Origin of the sequence: Proteus sp. fly-1008 (genome assembly GCF_040140305.1) — a bacterium.
In the GTDB taxonomy this organism is placed as follows: Bacteria; Pseudomonadota; Gammaproteobacteria; order Enterobacterales; family Enterobacteriaceae; genus Proteus; species Proteus vulgaris_B.
Genome location: NZ_JBEEWH010000007.1, coordinates 62,071 through 81,657 on the forward strand (window position 1 = coordinate 62,071; position 19,587 = coordinate 81,657).

A 19,587-nucleotide genomic window follows, 5' to 3' on the forward strand; every position below is an offset into this window, starting at 1 on the left:
CTGTATTCTCTTTTATTTTCCTCTTCATTTTTCAACATAACCGAAATAGATTGGCTTTCAGTAATTTATGAAAGTGGGATAACAGGGTAAAATAGCAACAAAGAAACATTTTATTTCTAAAGAAAGAAATCAGAGAAAGCGGTTGTTAAATACCACTTCATGTATACTCTTTAGATATCATTGATTTTAGATCTGAATTAATAGTGACAATCAGGGCAATACCCTATTGTCCGGGAGAGATAAAATGGCAAGAGATTTTAGCCGTAGTCAGCGTGTTTCTCAGGAAATGCAAAAAGAAATCGCCATCATTCTACAGCGTGAAGTGAAAGATCCACGTATTGGAATGGCCACTGTATCTGGCGTTGAAATTTCTCGCGATTTGGCTTATGCCAAAGTGTTTGTCACCTTCTTGAACTTATCTGGTGGTGAAAAAAGCGAAGAAGAGATGGTTGATGATGGCTTAACTGCCTTGAATGAAGCGGCAGGTTTTATTCGTTCATTATTAGGTAAAGCAATGCGTTTACGTATTGTGCCAGAACTGACATTTGCTTATGACAACTCATTAGTTGAAGGTATGCGCATGTCTAACTTAGTTTCTAATGTCGTTAAAAACGACGAAGAGCGTCGTCATAAAGAGGAAGAATAATGGGGCGTCGTCGTAAGGGGCGTGAGATTAACGGCGTATTGCTACTCGATAAACCCCAAGATATTTCCTCTAACGACGCACTCCAAAAAGTCCGCCGTATGTTTAATGCCAGTAAGGCAGGACATACGGGGGCATTGGATCCTTTAGCAACAGGTATGCTACCTATTTGTTTAGGTGAAGCAACGAAGTTTTCACAGTTTCTATTGGATTCGGATAAGCGTTATCGTGTTATTGCCCGCTTAGGCCAACGAACAGATACTTCTGATGCGCATGGTGAAGTTATCCAAGAGCGCCCAGTGCAATTTACGCAACAAGCTTTAGACGATGCCTTAGAGAGCTTTCGTGGTGAAACATTGCAGGTTCCTTCAATGTACTCTGCTTTAAAGCATCAAGGTAAACCGCTTTATGAATATGCAAGACAAGGCATAGAAGTTGAACGAGAAGCAAGACCGATTACCGTTTATGAACTTCAGTTTATTCGCTGGGAAGGTGACGAATTAGAACTAGAAATTCATTGTTCTAAAGGAACGTATATCCGGACTATCATTGATGATCTCGGTGAGAAATTACAATGTGGTGCCCACGTTATTTTCTTACGGCGATTAGAAGTTGCAGATTATCCTAAAGAGCGAATGGTAACGTTAGAGCAATTAAGAGCGATGATAGAAAATGCACAAACTGCACAAGAAGATCCTTTCACAGCACTTGATGCACTGTTATTGCCTATGGATACCGCTGTTGCCCATTTCCCTGTCGTGAATTTAACCACGATTATTGCGGGTTATCTCAAGCTGGGACAGCCTGTTCGCGTTAATCATGATATCAATGAAGGCGAATGGGTGAGAGTAACTGAAGGTGATGAAAAAAAATTCATTGGTCTTGCTATCATTAAAGATGGCCTAGTTGCTCCGAAAAGAGTCGTTGTAGACTATAGCGCACAAGATAACACTTAATAGCAATCTTGCGCTAAAAGTGTTTGAAGCGTAGAATAATGCGGCTATCTGTTTAGGTGGCTGAGTTGGGTAGCTGAATTAGAGATTGGCTACCCTAAAAATTTTAATTAAATTGGAGTTTATTATGTCTCTAAGTACTGAAGCGAAAGCACAAATCGTTGCTGAATTTGGTCGTGATGCTAACGATACTGGCTCAAGCGAAGTTCAGATTGCACTGCTGACTGCAGAAATCAACCACCTGCAAGGTCACTTTTCAGAGCACAAAAAAGATCACCACAGCCGTCGTGGTCTGCTACGTAAAGTTTCCAGCCGTCGTAATCTGCTGGACTACCTGAAACGTAAAGATGTTGCTCGTTACTCTGCACTGATTGAACGTTTAGGTCTGCGTCGCTAATCAAGCGAGTTTCAGTGGAAAGGGGCCTGTTGGCCCCTTTTCTACTAGAAAGTGCTATTTTTAATATTAGTCGTTATGTTTTAATGTGGTGATTGTTATTTAGTCTCTCTAGTTACGACAATTCGCGCGGCTAATGAAAGTTTTTATTGCTAGGTAGTAAATAAAGATTTTCATTAGTCGCGAGGGGACGTAGCGGAGAAAAGATCATTCATCGTCGCTAAACATCTGGCGACAATAAGATAAAGGATATTATTTTGCTGAATCCTACAGTTCGTAAATTTCAATACGGTCAACATACGGTTTCAATCGAAACGGGTATGATGGCTCGTCAAGCAACAGCTGCTGTTATGGTTGACATGGACGGCACTGCTGTTTTTGTTACCGTTGTTGCAAAGAAAAAAGTTAAAGCGGGTCAAGATTTCTTCCCATTAACAGTGAACTACCAAGAGCGTTCATACGCTGCTGGTCGTATTCCTGGTAGTTTCTTCCGTCGTGAAGGTCGTCCAGGTGAAGGCGAAACATTAATTGCACGTTTAATTGACCGTCCTCTACGTCCATTATTCCCAGAAGGTTTCTTAAACGAAATCCAAATCGTTGCTACTGTTGTTTCTGTTAATCCACAAGTTAACCCAGATATTGTTGCAATGATTGGTGCTTCTGCTGTATTAGCTCTGTCAGGTGTTCCATTTAATGGTCCTATCGGTGGTGCTCGTGTTGGTTTCATCGATGGTCAATATGTTCTTAACCCGACCGTTGATGAACTAAAAGTAAGTAAATTAGACTTGGTGGTTGCAGGTACTGCGGGTGCAGTGCTGATGGTAGAATCAGAAGCTGATTTATTATCAGAAGAAGAAATGTTAGGTGCAGTGGTATTTGGCCATGATCAACAACAAGTTGTGATTGAAAATATCAATGCATTAGTTGCAGAAGTCGGTAAAGAAAAATGGGATTGGGCACCAGAGGCCGTTAACCAAACTTTACATGATCGCATTGCAGAATTAGCGCAAGCGCGCATCGGTGATGCTTACCGTATTACTGAAAAACAAGAACGTTATGAACAAATCGAAGCAATTCGCGATGAAGTTGTTGCAACGTTATTAGCTGAAGATGAAACCTTAGATGAAGGTGAAATCAACGATCTATTCTCTAGCTTAGAGAAAAACATTGTTCGTGCCCGTGTATTAGCAGGTGAACCTCGTATCGATGGTCGTGAAAAAGATATGGTACGTGCATTAGATATTCGCACAGGTTTATTACCACGTACTCACGGTTCAGCGCTGTTTACGCGTGGTGAAACACAGGCTTTAGTAACTGCGACATTAGGTACTGCGCGTGATGCTCAAACTATTGATGATATCATGGGCGAGCGTACTGATACCTTCTTACTGCATTATAACTTTCCTCCATACTCTGTTGGTGAAACAGGTATGATGGGCTCACCAAAACGTCGCGAAATTGGCCACGGCCGCTTAGCAAAACGTGGTGTATTAGCAGTAATGCCTACTATTGAAGAATTCCCATATACTGTTCGCGTGGTTTCTGAAATCACTGAATCAAATGGTTCATCTTCAATGGCGTCTGTATGTGGTGCTTCTTTAGCACTGATGGATGCGGGGGTGCCAATTAAAGAATCTGTTGCTGGTATTGCAATGGGCTTGGTAAAAGAAGGCGACAACTTTGTTGTTCTTTCCGATATTCTGGGTGATGAAGACCATTTAGGCGATATGGACTTTAAAGTTGCGGGTAGTCGTAACGGTGTCAGCGCATTACAAATGGATATCAAAATCGAAGGTATCACACGTGAAATTATGCAAGTTGCGTTAAACCAAGCGAAAAGCGCACGTCTACATATTTTAAGTGTTATGGAAGATGCTATTAGCCAACCTCGTGCTGATATTTCTGAATTCGCACCACGTATTCATACTATCAAAATTAATTCAGACAAAATCAAAGATGTTATCGGTAAAGGCGGTTCAGTTATCCGTGCATTAACGGAAGAAACGGGCACAACTATCGAAATTGAAGATGATGGTACTGTGAAGATTGCGGCAACAAGCAATGAGCAAGCTAAAATGGCAATTGCTCGTATCGAAGAAATCACAGCTGAAGTTGAAGTGGGCCGTATCTATAACGGTAAAGTAACTCGTATCGTAGATTTCGGTGCGTTTGTTGCTATCGGTGGCGGTAAAGAAGGCCTGGTTCATATTTCTCAAATTGCAGATAAACGTGTTGAGAAAGTGAGTGATTACTTGGAAATGGGCCAAGAAGTTCCAGTTAAAGTGCTGGAAATTGACCGCCAAGGCCGTATTCGCTTAAGCATGAAAGAAGCTCAAGCTAATCAGCAGGAAGCAACAGAAACTTCTTCTGAAGATTCTGCGAATTAATGATATTCTACTACCGATATCTAGACATAGGTATCGGTAGAGACTTATTATGATTGACAAGTAGGACGTCCAGAACGCTTTTTGTTGAAAGGTCTGACTTTGGGAGTGAGAAATGAAAACATTTCTGCGCAGTTGTTCTATTGCTGTTTTCATCTTTATTTCCGGATGCAGCACTAGTCCAGAATGGCGTCAGAATGCGATTTTCGCCACTCCATTACAACCTTCTTTACAACAAGAAGTGATATTGGCTCGTATAGAACAAATTCTTGCGAGTCGCTCATTAACCGAAGATGAATACGCACAGCTTTTATATGAGCGTGGTGTGCTGTATGATAGTCTCGGTTTACGAGCTTTAGCGCGTAATGATTTTTCAATGGCGCTATCAATAAGACCAGATATGCTAGAAATTTTTAATTTTCTAGGTATCTATTTTACGCAAGCAGCGAACTATGATGCTGCTTATGAAGCGTTTGATTCTGTTTTAGAGCTTGATCCAACTTACAATAATGCGCGTTTTAATCGTGGTATCGCTTTATACTACGGTGGCCGATTGAAATTGGCGCAGGATGATCTGCAGGCGTTTTATCAGGTCGATCCAAATGACCCCATTCGTTCGCTTTGGTTATATCTTGTCGAAAAAGAGATAAACACTGATTTAGCTAAACAACAGTTAAAACAGCGATACCAGCAGGCGGATAAAACGGGGCAATGGGGATGGAATATAGTTGAGTTTTATTTAGGCGACATTAATGAAAAAGCGTTAATGTCAAAACTACATGAAGCCTCAACCGATAACACTTCGCTCGCTGAGCATCTTAGTGAAACTAACTTCTATTTAGGTAAGTATTACCTAAGTCTGGGGGACATGGATAGCGCAGAAGCGTTATTCAAGCTGACGGTTGCCAACAACGCACATAACTTTGTTGAGCACCGCTACGCATTGTTGGAATTAGCACTGTTAGGCCAACAAGAAGACCTAGCGGAATCGGACCAGCAATAGCTGACGAACATTTCTCTGATCAGTTTGAAAGCCATCATCTGCATAGGATGAGGGCTTGTTTGTTCGTTTAATAATATAATTTGAGCCAGTTCACATTTTAGATGATAAAGACCGACAAACCATGCGGTATGTTATGTCAACTGGCTGCCATAATGAATGAGGCACAGTGACATGACTACTGAAACCGATATGACTTTTGCTGATCTAGGTTTATCAGCACCTATTTTGACTGCACTGAATGACTTAGGCTACGAGAAGCCTTCTCCAATTCAGCAACAATGTATTCCTTTCCTTTTAAACGGCAATGATGTTTTAGGTATGGCACAGACTGGTAGTGGTAAAACCGCTGCATTTAGCCTGCCGTTATTACACAATCTTGATGAATCATTAAAAGCACCACAAATTTTAGTTTTAGCACCAACTCGCGAGCTCGCTGTTCAGGTTGCTGAAGCCATCGAAGATTTCTCTAAGCATTTACCAAAAGTAAATGTAGTTGCACTGTATGGTGGTCAGCGTTATGACGTTCAATTACGTGCATTACGCCAAGGGCCACAAGTGGTTGTAGGTACACCTGGTCGTTTATTAGACCATTTAAATCGTGGCACATTAGATTTATCTAAACTGAAAGGTTTAGTTTTAGATGAAGCTGATGAAATGTTACGTATGGGCTTTATTGAAGATGTTGAAAATATCTTAAGTAAGATCCCAGCAGAACACCAAACTGCGCTGTTCTCTGCAACAATGCCAGAAGCTATTCGTCGTATTACACGTCGTTTCATGAATGATCCTAAAGAAGTTCGCATTCAAAGCAGCGTAACAACTCGCCCAGACATCAGCCAAAGTTACTGGATGACATTTGGTGCACGTAAAAATGAAGCATTAATTCGTTTCTTAGAAGCGGAAGATTTTGATGCGGCGATTATTTTCGTACGTACCAAAAATGCAACATTAGAAGTTGCAGAAGCATTAGAGCGTAATGGTTATAACAGTGCTGCATTGAATGGTGATATGAACCAATCACTGCGTGAGCAAACCTTAGAGCGTCTGAAGAATGGTCGTTTAGATATTCTTATCGCAACTGACGTTGCCGCTCGTGGTCTTGACGTTGACCGTATTAGCCTTGTTGTGAACTATGATATCCCTATGGATTCAGAATCTTATGTTCACCGTATTGGTCGTACAGGTCGTGCGGGTCGTGCGGGTCGTGCAATTTTATTCGTTGATAACCGTGAACGTCGTTTACTGCGTAACATCGAACGTACAATGAAGATGACTATCCCTGAAGTAGAACTGCCAAATGCAGAACTTATCAGCCAACGTCGTCAGGAAAAATTTGCACAGCAAATTGCTCAGCAATTAGAAACAAGCAACCTTGACCAATATCGCGCTCTGTTACCTAAATTAGCGCCACAAGGCGAAGAAGCGTTAGATATGGAAACACTGGCTGCGGTATTATTGAAAATGGCTCAAGGTGAGCGTGCGCTTATCCTGCCACCTGATCCAGTTCGTCGCCCTCGTCGTGAATTTAACGATCGTGATGATCGTCGTCGCGGTGATAACGATCGTGAACGTGCTCCTCGTCGTGAACGTCGTGATGCTGGTGAAATGGATTTATACCGTATTGAAGTGGGTCGTGATGATGGTGTTGAAGTTCGTCATATCGTCGGTGCAATTGCTAACGAAGGCGATATTAGCAGCCGTTATATTGGTAATATCAAACTGTATGGTTCTCACTCAACAATCGAGTTGCCAAAAGGTATGCCAACTGACTTATTAGGCCACTTTACACGTACACGTATCATGAACAAACCACTGAATATGCAATTAGTGGGTGATGCTCAATCTCAGCCTTTCCGTGAGCGTCGTAATAATAGCCGTCGTGATGGTCAACCACAAGGTGGTCGTCGTTTTAACAATGGTGATCAACCACAACGTCGTGGTAATAATGACCGCGGTGGTGAGCGTAGCAACGATCGTGGTGGCGAGCGCGGTAACTTCCGTGGTCGTAACAACGAAGGTACTCCACGTCGTCGTAGCAGTTCTCATAACCAATAAGAGTTGGTAATTAACTTAATTTTAAATTGAGTTGATGATAAAAAATAAAACCAGTCAATGAAAGTTGGCTGGTTTTTTTATAAAGTAGAGATAAATAGTTATTCCATTGGGTACATTTTATTGGCATATTCCATGAGTGCATTATTACTTCTGCGGATGCATATAGATGCATCTATCCCACTTCTTTTACATTCTTTTAATTTTGTCTTTAATTCTAGAGAAAATAAAATGTAATCCCATTTTTTTATATATTCTTGATATTCTTTACTACCATTTTCAGCAGTCCATTTTGCATATTCTTTAGCTTTGTTTAAATCTTGAGGAATACCTTTTTCACCATGTAAATAGATAGAAAAAAGATTCTCACAAGCAATAATAACTCGATTTCCTTTTATTCGGCATGCTTTATCATAGTATTTAATTGCTTTGCTAATATCTTTTTTAACACCATACCCATTTTTAAAAACAGCAGCTTGATAGAAAAGAGCTGCTCCATGATTAGGTTCCAATATTAATGTTTTATTTAAAAAATGACGTGATAATTCGCATTGATTTTTATCACTTTCATGAGTGATTTTATATTTTAAATTAGAACATCCAATAAAGAAAATTGAAGCAATGAGATAGCTATCATTAGCATTATTATTTTTTTTTGCTTTTTCAATAAGAGAAAAAACAAGTTTTTTATTTTCAGGATAAGGGGCAATAAAAGGTAATTGAGGGTTATACCGTAACTCTAATTTATTATATCCGGAAATTAACATTTTATCTGTAACAATAGGATATTCATTTCCAAATGAAGAGCTACTAATAATGAATAAACTAAAAAATAACTTATTAAATATTTTCATTCTATTGTCCCAATAGATTTGATGTTGCTAAAATTGTATTTTTAATTGGATTTATAAATTGATTTATTGGGATTGATTCACTATGATGAGAAGAAGGAAAACGAGCCATCTCATTGATAATATTGTTCATTAATTGTTGAGAAATTTTATTATTATCAGTATTAGGTTTTTGATGCAATAAAACATCAGTAATCAATGTTCTATTTCCATTATCCCAGTTTACAAAGGATTCTAATTGATGAAAATTATTATTTAAATCATAGAAATGGCTTTTAGTTATATTAAGTTCTATATAATTAATACCAGCTTTATCTAGCGAATAGAGTTCATCTTTTTGTGTTATTCCATCTGAATTTTTATCTTGCCATACTTTTAATTCAGACCAAAGATTATCACCTTTATCTATTAATTTATTCCTGTTACTATCTAAGTATGAAAGTGCTAAAAATCCATCTTGAGCTTTAGTGTTATTTGGTAACAAACTTCTATCACCAAATAATTCTTCTCCATTATCTATAACCCCATCATTATTTTTATCCCAAACTAAAAAACCATCATCTGGATGGATCCAGCCTGTTTGAATAGGAGTCTTATTACTATCAAAGTCAAACGCTATATTTGAATTGCTAGAAAGTGTTTGTATTCCATTAGCATTTAAATCGATAGCTAATGGTGTTCTATAATTATCTGCTGCATGTTTTAGATTCTCATAAAGATCATCTGGTTGAAATGCAATATAAATGTTTTTAAATCCTGATATATCCAAAACATGTTGAACGAATTGACCGCAATTATTAAAAAGAAGATTATATTTTGGTGGAAGTTTTTCACCTGTTTTATATGTATGTAATAGTGTGAACAGTTTTTCAAAATTTTTAGCAAAGGGCCAATTGTATGATCTAATTGATAGAGTGGATGCATCTGGATAACGAAGGTGATCATTAAATGAAAAATTATCCTCACTTGTCTTCATATTATCACCAGGGCTAAAACCGATGGTAATAACTTCCCTTTCTTCGGTAACAGGATCCCAGCCTCTAATACCAATAAATGTATGCCCAAAAGTTGAAGTTTGGTCTGTTTCTCCATGTTCATGGTAGATTTTACTGCCTGATGGGGCAACGAATATTGTTACTTCAGGATGTCCATATTTACTATAATAAAAATTTCCGTTATATTCACCGTAAATATTCATATCTTCTACTTTATGAATTGAATAGTGCTTTTTCTCTTTCATAATGATCTCTTATCCCTAAGATTTATGTTAAAAAAATAAATTTATTATTAAACTAAAATTAAACTTTTAATTTGTCTACTTATGGTTTTTATTAGAATAATTAACTTTCTGTTTATTTTTTATTTAATTAAGATTTAATGGTTAGGTTAGTAGTCACCGTTTATAACTTGTGGTTTTTAATTAAAAATTATGTGTAAATATTTTAATTTTTATTGAGTTAAATAAAGAATATATATTTATCAATGCGTTGGTGATAAATAAGATTTAAGTAATAATAAAAAAGTGAATTATTAACAGGGTATGAAATTATAATGAATAAAATAAATAAACTAGAATTACGTTGTATTCAGCATGGGGCGAATACTCAACATACAGATTTTAATTTTTATATTGATGGTAAAGCCCTGGATGAGTGGTTGGGATTTGATAAACAAACAGATTTGCGCTTTTCAGACTTTGATTTAGACCTTATTGTGGTTGATAAAGCTTATTTCCCTAATTACGATCGCCATAAAATTATTTGTAGCAAAATAGAGCAGTTTTTGGGTACTAAACCACTTTATACCCAATTAGATAATAATAGGCTGGTGCTATATCGTTGCCATTGTGGTTGTGATTATTGCTCTGTGATTTCTTGTGATTTAGATATTACGAAAGATTATGTGCAATGGAATAATATTACTTATGAAGATGGATTAGATAGAGAAGATGCCCTAGAGCTTGATGAACATGGAATTACTCCGATTAAACAACTTATTTTTAACCGTAAGCAGTACCAACAAGTTTTTGATGAGTATTTAGAACAATACTTATAATTATCTAAATACTCATTTATTATGGGATTTTATTAATTAACTTAAGCCAATCGCTTCTTTTAACGGTTTTAGATATCGACGGCTAACAGGAATTTGGCTGTTATTGTGTAAGATCAGTTCAGCTTGCCCATTATCACCAAAAATAATCTCATTAACATAATCCATATTGACTAAATATTGGCGATGACAACGAACTAATTGTGTGCGTGTTTCTAGTGTACGTAGTGTTAATTCAGTAAAACCTTCTTGGCCTTGATTATTCGTGACATAAACACCACTGAGTCTTGAGGTGGCAAATATGGCTTCATCAATTGGCATTAACCAAATACGGCTATGTCCGGTACATGGAATGCATTTTAAGCGTTCTTCTGGCGGAGTTAATAAATCAATATTTTGTTTATTACCTTGGCGTAAACGGTTTAATGTTTTTGTGAGACGTTCCTGCTCTAAAGGTTTGAGTAAATAATCAAAAGCATGTTCTTCAAAGGCTTGGATCGCATATTCTTCAAATGCAGTTAAAAAAACAATATAAGGGCGATGTTCAGGATCTAGCATTGTGACCATTTCAAGTCCAGTAATGCGAGGCATTTGAATATCAAGGAAAACAACATCAGGTTTTTTACGATGTATTTCTCCTATGGCTTCAATAGCATTACTGCATTCACCAATAATATGAATATCCTTTTCAACTTCAAGTAAACAACGTAAATTCTCACGAGCCAGTGGCTCATCATCAACGATTAATATATTCATTGTTATGTAACGTTATCCATGCTTTTTTCTAGAGGTAAGCAAATTTTCACCTTTGTATATTCATCAGCTTGGCATTCGACTAAAACACCATAAAGCTCGCCATAGCGTAATTTTAATCGCTTATCCACCAACCTCATGCCTAATCCTAATTCATGGGAAGGAGATTGAGGTCGATAAAGCCCCGCATTATCACTGATTTCAATAATGATCAGATGATGCTCTTGGTGCGCTCTAATTGTAATCTTTCCGGTGTCTAATAACTGTGATGTTCCATGTTTAATTGCATTTTCGACCATCGGCTGAAGCGAAAAAGCCGGTAAACGAGCATTGGCTAAAGTTTCTGGAATGTGAATATCAATCTGTAAACGATCTTGAAAACGGGCTTTTTCAATTTGCAAATAAGCATTTACATGTTCGATTTCATCACTTAATGTCACAACTGCTTCCGGTCTTTTTAAGTTCTTACGAAAGAAAGCAGAAAGAAATTGAACTAATTGTTTTGCTTGTTCACTATCACGACGAATAACGGCTTGTAGTGTATTTAACGCATTAAAAAGAAAATGTGGATTTACTTGTGCATGTAGAAGTTTAATCTCTGATTCTAAAAGTGATTGTTTATTTCGCTCATATTGCCCTGCCAGAATTTGTGCAGATAATAAACTGGCAATACCTTCCCCTAAAGTACGGTTAATTGAACTAAACAGGCGATTTTTAGCTTCATAGAGTTTTATTGTCCCAATGACTTGGTTATTTTCACCTCTTAGCGGAATAACTAAGGTTGATCCTAGCTTGCAATGAGGAGAAAGAGTGCAACGATACGGAGTTTCATTCCCGTCAGCATAAACAACTTCATTATTATTAATTGCCTGCTTCGATTGTTCTGATGAAATAGGGGTACCAGGTAAATGGTGGTCAGCGCCAATGCCAATAAAGGCGAGCAGTTTATCTCTATCAGTAATAGCAACAGCACTGACTCTTAATTCTTGATAAATGACTTTTGCAACTCGAGTGCTATTGTCTTGATTAAATCCTTTACGCAAAATACCTTCGGTGCAAACGGCAATTTTTAATGCTTGCGCTGAGAAAGCGCTGGTGTATTTTTCAAATATTGCCCGTCTATCTTGTAATATTCTAATAAACATTGCCGCACCAATAGTGTTTGCAACAATCATTGGCGCTGCAATATCCTTAACTAAGGCAAGTGCTTCATTAAACGGGCGGGCTAATAATAAAATAATACTCATCTGTATTATTTCGGCAAAGAAAGTTACCGCTGCCGCAGTCCATGGATTAAATATTCGATGCATTTGGCCACGTTTGACATAATAGCGGTGAACTAATCCACCAATTAATCCCTCTGCGATAGTAGAAACCATACAACTCAGTGCTGTCATACCTCCGAGAGAATAACGATGTAATCCTCCCGTAAAGCCAACAAGAAAGCCAACATATGGGCCGCCGAGTAATCCCCCTAAGACGGAGCCAATCGCACGAGTGTTAGCAATAGAGTCATTAATGTGCAATCCGAAATAGGTACCCATAATGCAAAAAATAGAGAAAATGACATAGCACATCAACTTATGAGGTAGCTTTATTGTGACCTGTAAAAGCGGCGTAAATAGAGGTGTTTTACTTAAAAACCAAGCAATAATTAAATAAACACACATTTGCTGTAATAACAGCAAAATAAGATCAAATTCATACATAGGTATTGAGTACCGTTCTCTTTTTCATCTGATTAATATAAAAAGTTCAGATAAAACGGGGCTATTAATTAGGCAATAAAGTTTGATATAAGAGTAACTTAATCGCGCTTTCAAAGAAAATATTCCTTTGCATCAGTGATCTGGCGCACAAAATTCTTAAAGAAATTCTGAGTTATTGTGTAATATAACTCTGTCAGTGAGTGTTCTACTTCACTATTAAGGTCTAATCGTTATATGAAAAAAAGAACCATTTATCTTATTTTATTAATGCTAATACTAATTGCATTAGCCGTACTTTTCCGCGCGCATAATCAATATTTATTACTGCAAGGGGAAGTCGATGCACCAGAAGTGATTGTTGCCTCAAAAGCTAAAGGCCGTGTAATTGAGCGCCATATAGAGCGAGGTGATGATGTCAAAGCCGGGCAATTAATGATCACATTAGAAAGCCCTGAACTTAATGCACAAGTTGCGGCACTCGAAGCGGCGAAAGCACAAGCGCAAGCTCAATTAGATTTATCACTACATGGCACAAGAGAAGAGAGCATTCGTAATTTAGAAGCAGTGTTATCTCAAGCCAAAGTAGAAGCTAGTAATGCGACACGAGATTATCAGCGTATTAACGCAGTAGCTAATCAAGGTTATGTCTCAGCAACCGAGCTGGACAATGCACGTCGTAGTCGTGATGTTGCATCACAACGAGTAAGAGCTGCCCAAGCAGAATTAGATGAAGCTAAAAATGGCGATCGCATTGAGTTACGTCATAAATACATGGCTGCGGTACAACAAGCAGAACAACAACTTATCGAGCTGAAGATCCAACAAGACGATTTACACGTCAAAGCACCTGTTGATGGTGAGGTTGGACCAATTCCGGCAGAAATTGGTGAGCTTTTTAATGCTAATAGCCCACTTGCGACACTCATTCGCATTCCTGATGCCTATTTTGTTTATAACCTTCGCGAAGATATTTTAGCGGATATTCGCAAAGGTGATCGCATTACTATCATTATTCCTGCTCTGGGCAACAAAGAAGTCGAAGCGGAAATTCGCTATATCGCTCCGATGGGTGACTACGCAACAAAAAGAGCGACAAGAGCAACGGGTGATTTCGATTTAAAAACGTTTGAAATTCGACTGTATCCTGTGACGCCGATTGAGGGGCTACGTCCTGGAATGAGTGCGTTATGGCGCTGGGATAAATAAGGGCGAATAATGAGAGTAAAAGCAGCTTGGCGTGGCTTTAGTAGCGCATTTTCACGAGAAACTCATATGGCAGTTCGTAGCCCCGTTTTTCACTGGCTGAGCTGGCTGTTTCCATTGATGTTATTCACGTTAATTAGTGCTAACTTTTCTGAAGGTACATTGCTGAATTTGCCCGTTTCAGTGATCAATAACGATAATAGCCCATTATCGAGAACACTGATCAGAGACTTAAATGCTGGCTCCCATGCGCAATTAAATACACTAGATGGCAACCCTCGTACAGCAATGGAGCGGTTAGGTAGTGCAAAAGATTACGCTATATTGACCATTCCTCGCCATTTTGAAAGTGATGTATTAGCAGGAAAGCAACCCACCACACGGATGTATTACAATGGGTTGTATTATGCCGCAGGGAGTTATGCGATACAGGATTTTAGTGGCCTTATTGCAGAACTTAATGCACAGTATCGCACTGTTTTAGCACAAGAAATGAATAAGCCTGTACCGCCATTGGCAAAAGTCACGCTCTCTTATGACAGCTTATTTAATGCCAGCGGTAGTTATATCTATTATCAGCAATTTGCCGCTACGATCCATATGCTTCAGTTATTTGTCGTGACCTGCACGATTTATTCGTTGTCACGAGGAAATATGCTGTTGAATATTAAGCCTTTTACGTTTGCATTGATTGGTAAACTTTCTCCTTATACGTTATTTTTCTTAACATTATTAATTATAGAGCTTGCAGCATTGGTGCATTTTTCAGGTGCCAAAGTAAATGGCAATCCACTCTATATGGTACTTGTTGGGTTCTTTTATATTATCGCGGCACAAAGTGTGGGGTTACTGCTTTTTGCGTTTACCAATAGTGCGATCACTGCATACAGTATGATAGGTATGTTAGTGAGTATTGCCTTAGCTTTTTCAGGTATGGCAGTACCAGAGCTTTCGATGATATTGCCTGCTCAAATTATCTCTAACCTTGAGCCTTTAACGCATGCTTTAAATGCAATGTTTGATATCTTCTTACGAGAGGTGTCATTGCAAGGCATTTTGTATGTTTGTTCGCTCTTGCTGATTTATCCTTTTGCTATCGCCTTCTTAGTTCGTAAACGTATTTTTAAACGATTAGAATTACAGGTAGGTGTTGCATGATGCAAATGTATTTCCAAACCTTTAAGCGTGTATTACTCGGTATGTTAGAAAAACCGATGTGGATGCTATTGATTGTGTCACTTTGCGTTATGAGTTTGGTTTATGCTAAACCCGTATTATGGGATCTACCCGTTGCGGTCATTAATCAAGATCACAGCCCTGCGAGCTACTCTCTTATTCGCTCATTAAATGCAACACCAAAGCTCAGTATCAAGAATTACGATAGTTTAGATGAAGCTCGCCACGATATGATCATGCGCGAGCTATTTGCCATCATTATTGTGCCAACGAATTTTGAAAAGAAACTTCTTAATGGTAAAGATGTCACTGTTCCTGTGTTTGGTGATGCCACAAACCGACTTGCCAGTGGGCAAATTCAGCAAGAATTGATGTTGGCTTATCAGCAGCTATTAGATGCTTATAATGGTCGTATTTTGAGAAATGCTGGTTTTAGCATTGAACAATCAACGATTTTGCTAAAACCTATCCAAGGTGAAACGATCGCAATGTATAACCCTGGTGTTAGTTTTGCTGCGATTATTTTTCCTGGTCTATTAGTTATGTTATTGCAACACTCCCTTTTAATTGCCTGTGTACGAGTCAGTATTGCAGTAAGAAGTACGCCGAAAGGAAAACCACCACTAGCGGTTTATTTAGGGGCATTATCTGCACTTATTCCTATTTGGTTATTTTTGTCGGCTGTATTCTTTGCATTATGGCCTTGGGTATTGGGTTATCGCCAAGAGGCTCCACTTTATCAAGTCTGGATGCTGACATTTCCATTCTTATTAGCGGTCTTAGGGTTAGGTAAATTAATTACAGAATGCTTACGCAGTGTTGAGATGATTTATCTGACATTGGCATTTGTAACAACACCTGTGTTTTATATTTCTGGCACGATATGGCCACTACAAGCTATGCCAGATTGGGTGTTTGCCATTTCATCTGCATTACCGTCTACATGGGCTGTAAACGCGATGGCAGGGATTAACCAAATGGGGCTGTCATTCCAAAGTATATTGGGTGATATCGTGATGATGCTTGTTTTAGGTGTGATTTATACGGTATTAGGTGTGCTGGTGGGTATGCTACGTAATGGTGAGTTAAGACATATTACACACCAATTTAAACATTGGTTACATCACCGTGGATCTAAATAGGTTTTAATTCAAGAAATATCTCAAGATTTATTTAAATGAGGCGCCAGCTAACGCTAAGAGTAGTTGGCTTAGAACATGACAAATCCACTCTATTATAGATGAAACAGAGTGGATAAAAGACTTATTCTACCAACTCCAATCCAGCTAGTTTACGCCAATAACCATTACAGTCATGGTGATGGATAGTTGTAAGAGGATGTTGGCCTTCTGCATTTTGGCGAAATTGTTGCAAGGTATCAAAAATAGCGTCAGATTCAGGTGAAAGCCGGATAATATCCACTAAATCTGCCATTGATGTTTGATCGTTACCCAAGTTGTAACAATAACCGCTTTGTGTCTGAATACCATTTAATACAAAAACTTGCTGATTTTCTTGTGATAATACTTCACGGCCTTGTGGGTATTTTTGGCAACAAGTTTCACAATCATCTTTAGAGCGATTTTCAGAACGAGCAGTAAAACAACGTGCTGAATAAGCTAAAGGAAGATGTCCATAAGCCAAGACTTCGACTTCAAATTTATTCCTAATATCCAATGTTTCACATTGGTTTAGAAGGTTACTTAGCCATTCACGAGAAAGTTCTACAGGCATACACCAACGTATCATGCCTTGTTTATACAATAAACGTAGCGCATAAGCGTTGTAGCAATTTAATCCGTGACCCGCAACAAAAGGAAGATTGCGCTCATAAAGCATATTGATGACGCCAAAATCATGGGCTTCAATTAAAAACTCGCCGTTATCAACCAGCTTAGTAATTTCTTTCAATTCAGAAGGCGCTTGTAATAACGCTAAGGTAGAAAGAACCACTTGTTTGCCACTTTTAGCGACTTCTTTGGCGAGATTAATCCAATCTTGAGGTTTAGTTTCTCGGCGTTTACTGCAAACTGTTTCGCCTAAATAGATAATATCAGCATCACATTGTTTTGCTTTTTCATAGAACGCTTCGAGTGTAGATTTTTGCCAATAATAAAGTACAGAGCCTAATGCATATTTCATTTTCTTATCCTTATTATTGCCATTTACGGTGATAAGCACCCAATGTTGTTTGTGTTCCTTCTGAAATTTTTCCTAAGGCATTCATCCAACGAGGATCAGTGTTAAAGCTTTGGGGATCTTTCTTACATTGATCAATTGCCGTTCTCCAAACTCTTGCGACTTCTGTGACATAAGCGGGGCTACGCTGGCGACCTTCAATTTTGACAGAGGCAATATTCATTGCCATTAATTCAGGTAATAGGGAAAGGGTATTTAGGCTAGTTGGCTCTTCTAATGCATGATAACAATGGTCATCAACAAAATAGCGTCCCTTGCACAGTGTTGGGTAGCCTGCATTTTCATCAGGCGCATAGCGATCTATCAGAACATCATTAAGGCGAGATTCCATTCCTTGTGGTGTCTGTTGCCAGCGTACAAAACGCGCAGGAGAGCAAGCACCTACCGTATTGGGTGATTCACCGGTTAAGTAGGAAGAAAGATAGCATCGGCCCTCAGCCATAATACACAAGCTTCCGAAGGCAAAAACTTCTAAAGGTACTGGGCTAGTTTGTGCTAATTGTTTCACTTGATGAATAGATAGAACACGAGGAAGAACAATACGAGCAACATCAAAATTGCGTTGATAAAACTCAATTGCCTGTGTATTGGTTGCTGAGGCTTGTACAGAAACATGGCGTTCAATATGAGGATAACGCTCAGCCGCATATTCTAGCATCGCAATATCTGCCAAAATAAGCGCATCAGCACCCAAAGATGCCGCCATATCAACGGCCTTTTGCCAGCGTTCAAATCCATTAGGGTGAGCAAAGGTGTTTATTGCAATATGTAGTTTTCGCTGGTGGCGATGAACATAATTAACTGCTTCTTGTAGCTTCTTTTCTGTGAAATTCAAACCTGCAAAATGTCTTGCATTAGTATCATCTTTTAAGCCGATATAAACGGCGTCCGCACCATTATCTATGGCTGCTTTTAAGGCAGGTAAATTACCCGCAGGGCACAGCAATTCCATCTTCACTTCCCTTTAGAAATTAAGAATGATCGGAAATTGTAATGAGTAAGATAAAAAAAGGTTTTGATTTAAGGCAGAGAAGTTTGTTTTTTACTTAAGTAAAATCAAAGAACTCAAAAAGCGAACAATGGATTAACAGAATATTGATATAGGATCGCAGAATATCTGTTCATTTCTGGCACAATAGCCCCTAAATTTATTTATAGGAGTCCGAACATGTTTAACAAAATTCGTACCCATTTGGTAAAAGAGGGGCCTCGTTTTTTACGTTACCCTTTACAAGTTACCCCATTTGCTTTGCAACGCGATATTTTAGAACAGTTTTTAAGTTGGCAGTTTCGTGAATCTCTTGCAGAAGGTGATTTACACTTTTTAGAAGATAAATGGCTAAAAGTAGAGATAAGAGACTTACATTTACAGTGGTTTATCAGTGTTCGTGATGATAAATTAGTGGTTAGTCGCTTAGAAAAAGAAGATGTCAGCTTTAGTGGTAATGCTAATGATCTTATTTTAATTGCAGCTCGCAAAGAAGATCCTGACACCTTATTTTTCCAACGCCGTCTACAAATTGAGGGTGATACAGAACTCGGGTTATATGTTAAGAACCTGATGGATGCAATTGAATTAGACTCAATGCCATCTGTGTTGCGTTTTGGTTTATTACAACTGGCTGAATTTGTAAAAAGTGGACTTCAAGAAGAAACTGAAGACAAAATGCACAGCCATGAACTGAGCTCAACTTCATGCTAATACGTGTTGAAATTCCTGTTGATATTCCTGCTATTGATAGCCTTTTGCGCCAAGTGTTTCCGACAAGCCCTGAAGCTGATTTAGTCGGGCATTTACGTGAAGAAGGTCTATTAACATTAGGCATGGTGGCTATTAGCGATGAAGGCCAATTAGTTGGCTATATCGGTTTTACACCAGTTGATGTTGATGGAATAGATTGTCAGTGGGTTGGTCTTGCGCCACTTGCTGTTGCACCAGAGTTCCAAAACCAAGGTATTGGACGCCAACTGATTAATGAAGGGTTAGATAGCCTAAATGAATTTGGGTATGGCGCAGTCGTAGTGTTGGGAGATCCTAAATACTATCAAGTATCGGGTTTTATTCCTGCTAAATCTCAAGGCTTACATTGCAAATGGCCTGATACAGAAGAGGCATTTCAGCTTTATGCGTTAGATAATGGCAATGTTGAAGAGATCCACGGTTTAGTCAACTACTCACCTTTATTTGACCAGTTTAGCTGATCCGCTTAACTCA

At 38.5% G+C, this 19,587-nt stretch carries 18 protein-coding genes; 12 read left to right on the forward strand and 6 right to left on the reverse strand.

Annotated elements, in window-relative coordinates; translation table 11 throughout:
* Window positions 1–244 precede the first annotated feature (244 nt).
* The 6 genes from rbfA to ABN256_RS12815 all read left to right on the forward strand — a co-directional run bounded on the left by rbfA (window position 245) and on the right by ABN256_RS12815 (window position 7,432).
* Window positions 245–646, forward strand: a complete 402-nt coding sequence (gene rbfA / locus ABN256_RS12790; RefSeq protein ID WP_072069566.1) for a 30S ribosome-binding factor RbfA — start codon at window positions 245–247, stop codon at window positions 644–646.
* Window positions 646–1,599, forward strand: a complete 954-nt coding sequence (gene truB, locus ABN256_RS12795) for a tRNA pseudouridine(55) synthase TruB (protein WP_349439526.1) — start codon at window positions 646–648, stop codon at window positions 1,597–1,599. Before rbfA ends, truB begins: the two co-directional genes overlap by 1 nt.
* A 124-nt stretch (window positions 1,600–1,723) precedes the next feature.
* Window positions 1,724–1,993, forward strand: a complete 270-nt coding sequence (rpsO, locus tag ABN256_RS12800) for a 30S ribosomal protein S15 (protein ID WP_023583571.1) — start codon at window positions 1,724–1,726, stop codon at window positions 1,991–1,993.
* A 254-nt stretch (window positions 1,994–2,247) separates the two neighbouring features.
* Window positions 2,248–4,377, forward strand: a complete 2,130-nt coding sequence (gene pnp / locus ABN256_RS12805; RefSeq protein WP_196554272.1) for a polyribonucleotide nucleotidyltransferase — start codon at window positions 2,248–2,250, stop codon at window positions 4,375–4,377.
* Between the two features lie 112 nt (window positions 4,378–4,489).
* Window positions 4,490–5,377, forward strand: coding sequence for a lipoprotein NlpI (gene nlpI, locus ABN256_RS12810; protein WP_349439527.1), 888 nt, complete (start codon window positions 4,490–4,492; stop codon window positions 5,375–5,377).
* 171 nt (window positions 5,378–5,548) lie between these two features.
* Window positions 5,549–7,432, forward strand: a complete 1,884-nt coding sequence (locus ABN256_RS12815; protein WP_072069562.1) for a DEAD/DEAH family ATP-dependent RNA helicase — start codon at window positions 5,549–5,551, stop codon at window positions 7,430–7,432.
* Between the two features lie 98 nt (window positions 7,433–7,530).
* Here the strand turns inward: ABN256_RS12815 and ABN256_RS12820 are convergent, their stop codons facing one another.
* Window positions 7,531–8,283, reverse strand: a complete 753-nt coding sequence (locus ABN256_RS12820; protein WP_197269640.1) for a tetratricopeptide repeat protein — start codon at window positions 8,281–8,283, stop codon at window positions 7,531–7,533.
* Window position 8,284: 1 nt separating this feature from the next.
* Window positions 8,285–9,520: an SPM autocatalytic domain-containing protein gene (locus ABN256_RS12825; protein WP_340894795.1), complete on the reverse strand. Its 1,236-nt coding sequence runs from the start codon at window positions 9,518–9,520 to the stop codon at window positions 8,285–8,287.
* Between the two features lie 311 nt (window positions 9,521–9,831).
* On the opposite strand from ABN256_RS12825, the gene ABN256_RS12830 reads away from it, so the two are divergent.
* Window positions 9,832–10,335, forward strand: coding sequence for a hypothetical protein (locus ABN256_RS12830; protein ID WP_340894797.1), 504 nt, complete (start codon window positions 9,832–9,834; stop codon window positions 10,333–10,335).
* Window positions 10,336–10,371: 36 nt separating this feature from the next.
* On the opposite strand, the gene btsR is transcribed toward ABN256_RS12830, so the two are convergent.
* On the reverse strand, window positions 10,372–11,088 hold the full coding sequence (gene btsR, locus ABN256_RS12835; protein WP_072069560.1) for a two-component system response regulator BtsR: 717 nt from the start codon (window positions 11,086–11,088) through the stop codon (window positions 10,372–10,374).
* Window positions 11,089–11,090: 2 nt separating this feature from the next.
* Entirely contained in the window at window positions 11,091–12,794 is a 1,704-nt protein-coding gene (locus tag ABN256_RS12840; protein ID WP_196554274.1) for a sensor histidine kinase, read from the reverse strand.
* A 234-nt stretch (window positions 12,795–13,028) separates the two neighbouring features.
* On the opposite strand from ABN256_RS12840, the gene ABN256_RS12845 reads away from it, so the two are divergent.
* Genes ABN256_RS12845 through ABN256_RS12855 form a run of 3 tightly spaced genes read left to right on the forward strand, consistent with a single transcriptional unit; the run spans window position 13,029 to window position 16,315 of the window.
* Window positions 13,029–14,000 carry an HlyD family secretion protein gene (locus ABN256_RS12845; protein WP_072069558.1) on the forward strand — a complete coding sequence of 324 codons (972 nt, stop codon included), beginning with the start codon at window positions 13,029–13,031 and terminating at the stop codon, window positions 13,998–14,000.
* Window positions 14,001–14,009: 9 nt separating this feature from the next.
* Window positions 14,010–15,155: an ABC transporter permease gene (locus ABN256_RS12850; protein WP_072069557.1), complete on the forward strand. Its 1,146-nt coding sequence runs from the start codon at window positions 14,010–14,012 to the stop codon at window positions 15,153–15,155.
* Entirely contained in the window at window positions 15,155–16,315 is a 1,161-nt protein-coding gene (locus ABN256_RS12855; RefSeq protein WP_164525868.1) for an ABC transporter permease, read from the forward strand. Before ABN256_RS12850 ends, ABN256_RS12855 begins: the two co-directional genes overlap by 1 nt.
* Window positions 16,316–16,436: 121 nt before the next feature.
* On the opposite strand, the gene ABN256_RS12860 is transcribed toward ABN256_RS12855, so the two are convergent.
* Together ABN256_RS12860 and ubiU are read right to left on the reverse strand one after the other, a co-directional pair.
* Window positions 16,437–17,315 carry a U32 family peptidase gene (locus ABN256_RS12860; RefSeq protein WP_196554275.1) on the reverse strand — a complete coding sequence of 293 codons (879 nt, stop codon included), beginning with the start codon at window positions 17,313–17,315 and terminating at the stop codon, window positions 16,437–16,439.
* 13 nt (window positions 17,316–17,328) lie between these two features.
* Window positions 17,329–18,324 carry a ubiquinone anaerobic biosynthesis protein UbiU gene (ubiU, locus tag ABN256_RS12865; protein WP_072069554.1) on the reverse strand — a complete coding sequence of 332 codons (996 nt, stop codon included), beginning with the start codon at window positions 18,322–18,324 and terminating at the stop codon, window positions 17,329–17,331.
* Between the two features lie 216 nt (window positions 18,325–18,540).
* Between ubiU and ubiT the strand changes: the two genes are divergently transcribed.
* Together ubiT and ABN256_RS12875 are read left to right on the forward strand one after the other, a co-directional pair.
* Window positions 18,541–19,074, forward strand: a complete 534-nt coding sequence (ubiT, locus tag ABN256_RS12870) for a ubiquinone anaerobic biosynthesis accessory factor UbiT (RefSeq protein WP_072069553.1) — start codon at window positions 18,541–18,543, stop codon at window positions 19,072–19,074.
* Window positions 19,068–19,574, forward strand: a complete 507-nt coding sequence (locus tag ABN256_RS12875; protein WP_196554276.1) for a GNAT family N-acetyltransferase — start codon at window positions 19,068–19,070, stop codon at window positions 19,572–19,574. The genes ubiT and ABN256_RS12875 overlap by 7 nt, the downstream gene beginning before the upstream one ends.
* Window positions 19,575–19,587 lie beyond the last annotated feature (13 nt).

Coding starts and splice junctions, on each gene's coding strand:
- rbfA (WP_072069566.1), top strand. CDS start 245: ATGGCAAGAGATTTTAGCCGTAGTCAGCGTGTTTCTCAGGAAATGCAA.
- truB (WP_349439526.1), top strand. CDS start 646: ATGGGGCGTCGTCGTAAGGGGCGTGAGATTAACGGCGTATTGCTACTC.
- rpsO (WP_023583571.1), top strand. CDS start 1,724: ATGTCTCTAAGTACTGAAGCGAAAGCACAAATCGTTGCTGAATTTGGT.
- nlpI (WP_349439527.1), top strand. CDS start 4,490: ATGAAAACATTTCTGCGCAGTTGTTCTATTGCTGTTTTCATCTTTATT.
- ABN256_RS12815 (WP_072069562.1), top strand. CDS start 5,549: ATGACTACTGAAACCGATATGACTTTTGCTGATCTAGGTTTATCAGCA.
- ABN256_RS12820 (WP_197269640.1), bottom strand. CDS start 8,283: ATGAAAATATTTAATAAGTTATTTTTTAGTTTATTCATTATTAGTAGC.
- ABN256_RS12825 (WP_340894795.1), bottom strand. CDS start 9,520: ATGAAAGAGAAAAAGCACTATTCAATTCATAAAGTAGAAGATATGAAT.
- ABN256_RS12830 (WP_340894797.1), top strand. CDS start 9,832: ATGAATAAAATAAATAAACTAGAATTACGTTGTATTCAGCATGGGGCG.
- btsR (WP_072069560.1), bottom strand. CDS start 11,088: ATGAATATATTAATCGTTGATGATGAGCCACTGGCTCGTGAGAATTTA.
- ABN256_RS12840 (WP_196554274.1), bottom strand. CDS start 12,794: ATGTATGAATTTGATCTTATTTTGCTGTTATTACAGCAAATGTGTGTT.
- ABN256_RS12845 (WP_072069558.1), top strand. CDS start 13,029: ATGAAAAAAAGAACCATTTATCTTATTTTATTAATGCTAATACTAATT.
- ABN256_RS12850 (WP_072069557.1), top strand. CDS start 14,010: ATGAGAGTAAAAGCAGCTTGGCGTGGCTTTAGTAGCGCATTTTCACGA.
- ABN256_RS12855 (WP_164525868.1), top strand. CDS start 15,155: ATGCAAATGTATTTCCAAACCTTTAAGCGTGTATTACTCGGTATGTTA.
- ABN256_RS12860 (WP_196554275.1), bottom strand. CDS start 17,315: ATGAAATATGCATTAGGCTCTGTACTTTATTATTGGCAAAAATCTACA.
- ubiU (WP_072069554.1), bottom strand. CDS start 18,324: ATGGAATTGCTGTGCCCTGCGGGTAATTTACCTGCCTTAAAAGCAGCC.
- ubiT (WP_072069553.1), top strand. CDS start 18,541: ATGTTTAACAAAATTCGTACCCATTTGGTAAAAGAGGGGCCTCGTTTT.
- ABN256_RS12875 (WP_196554276.1), top strand. CDS start 19,068: ATGCTAATACGTGTTGAAATTCCTGTTGATATTCCTGCTATTGATAGC.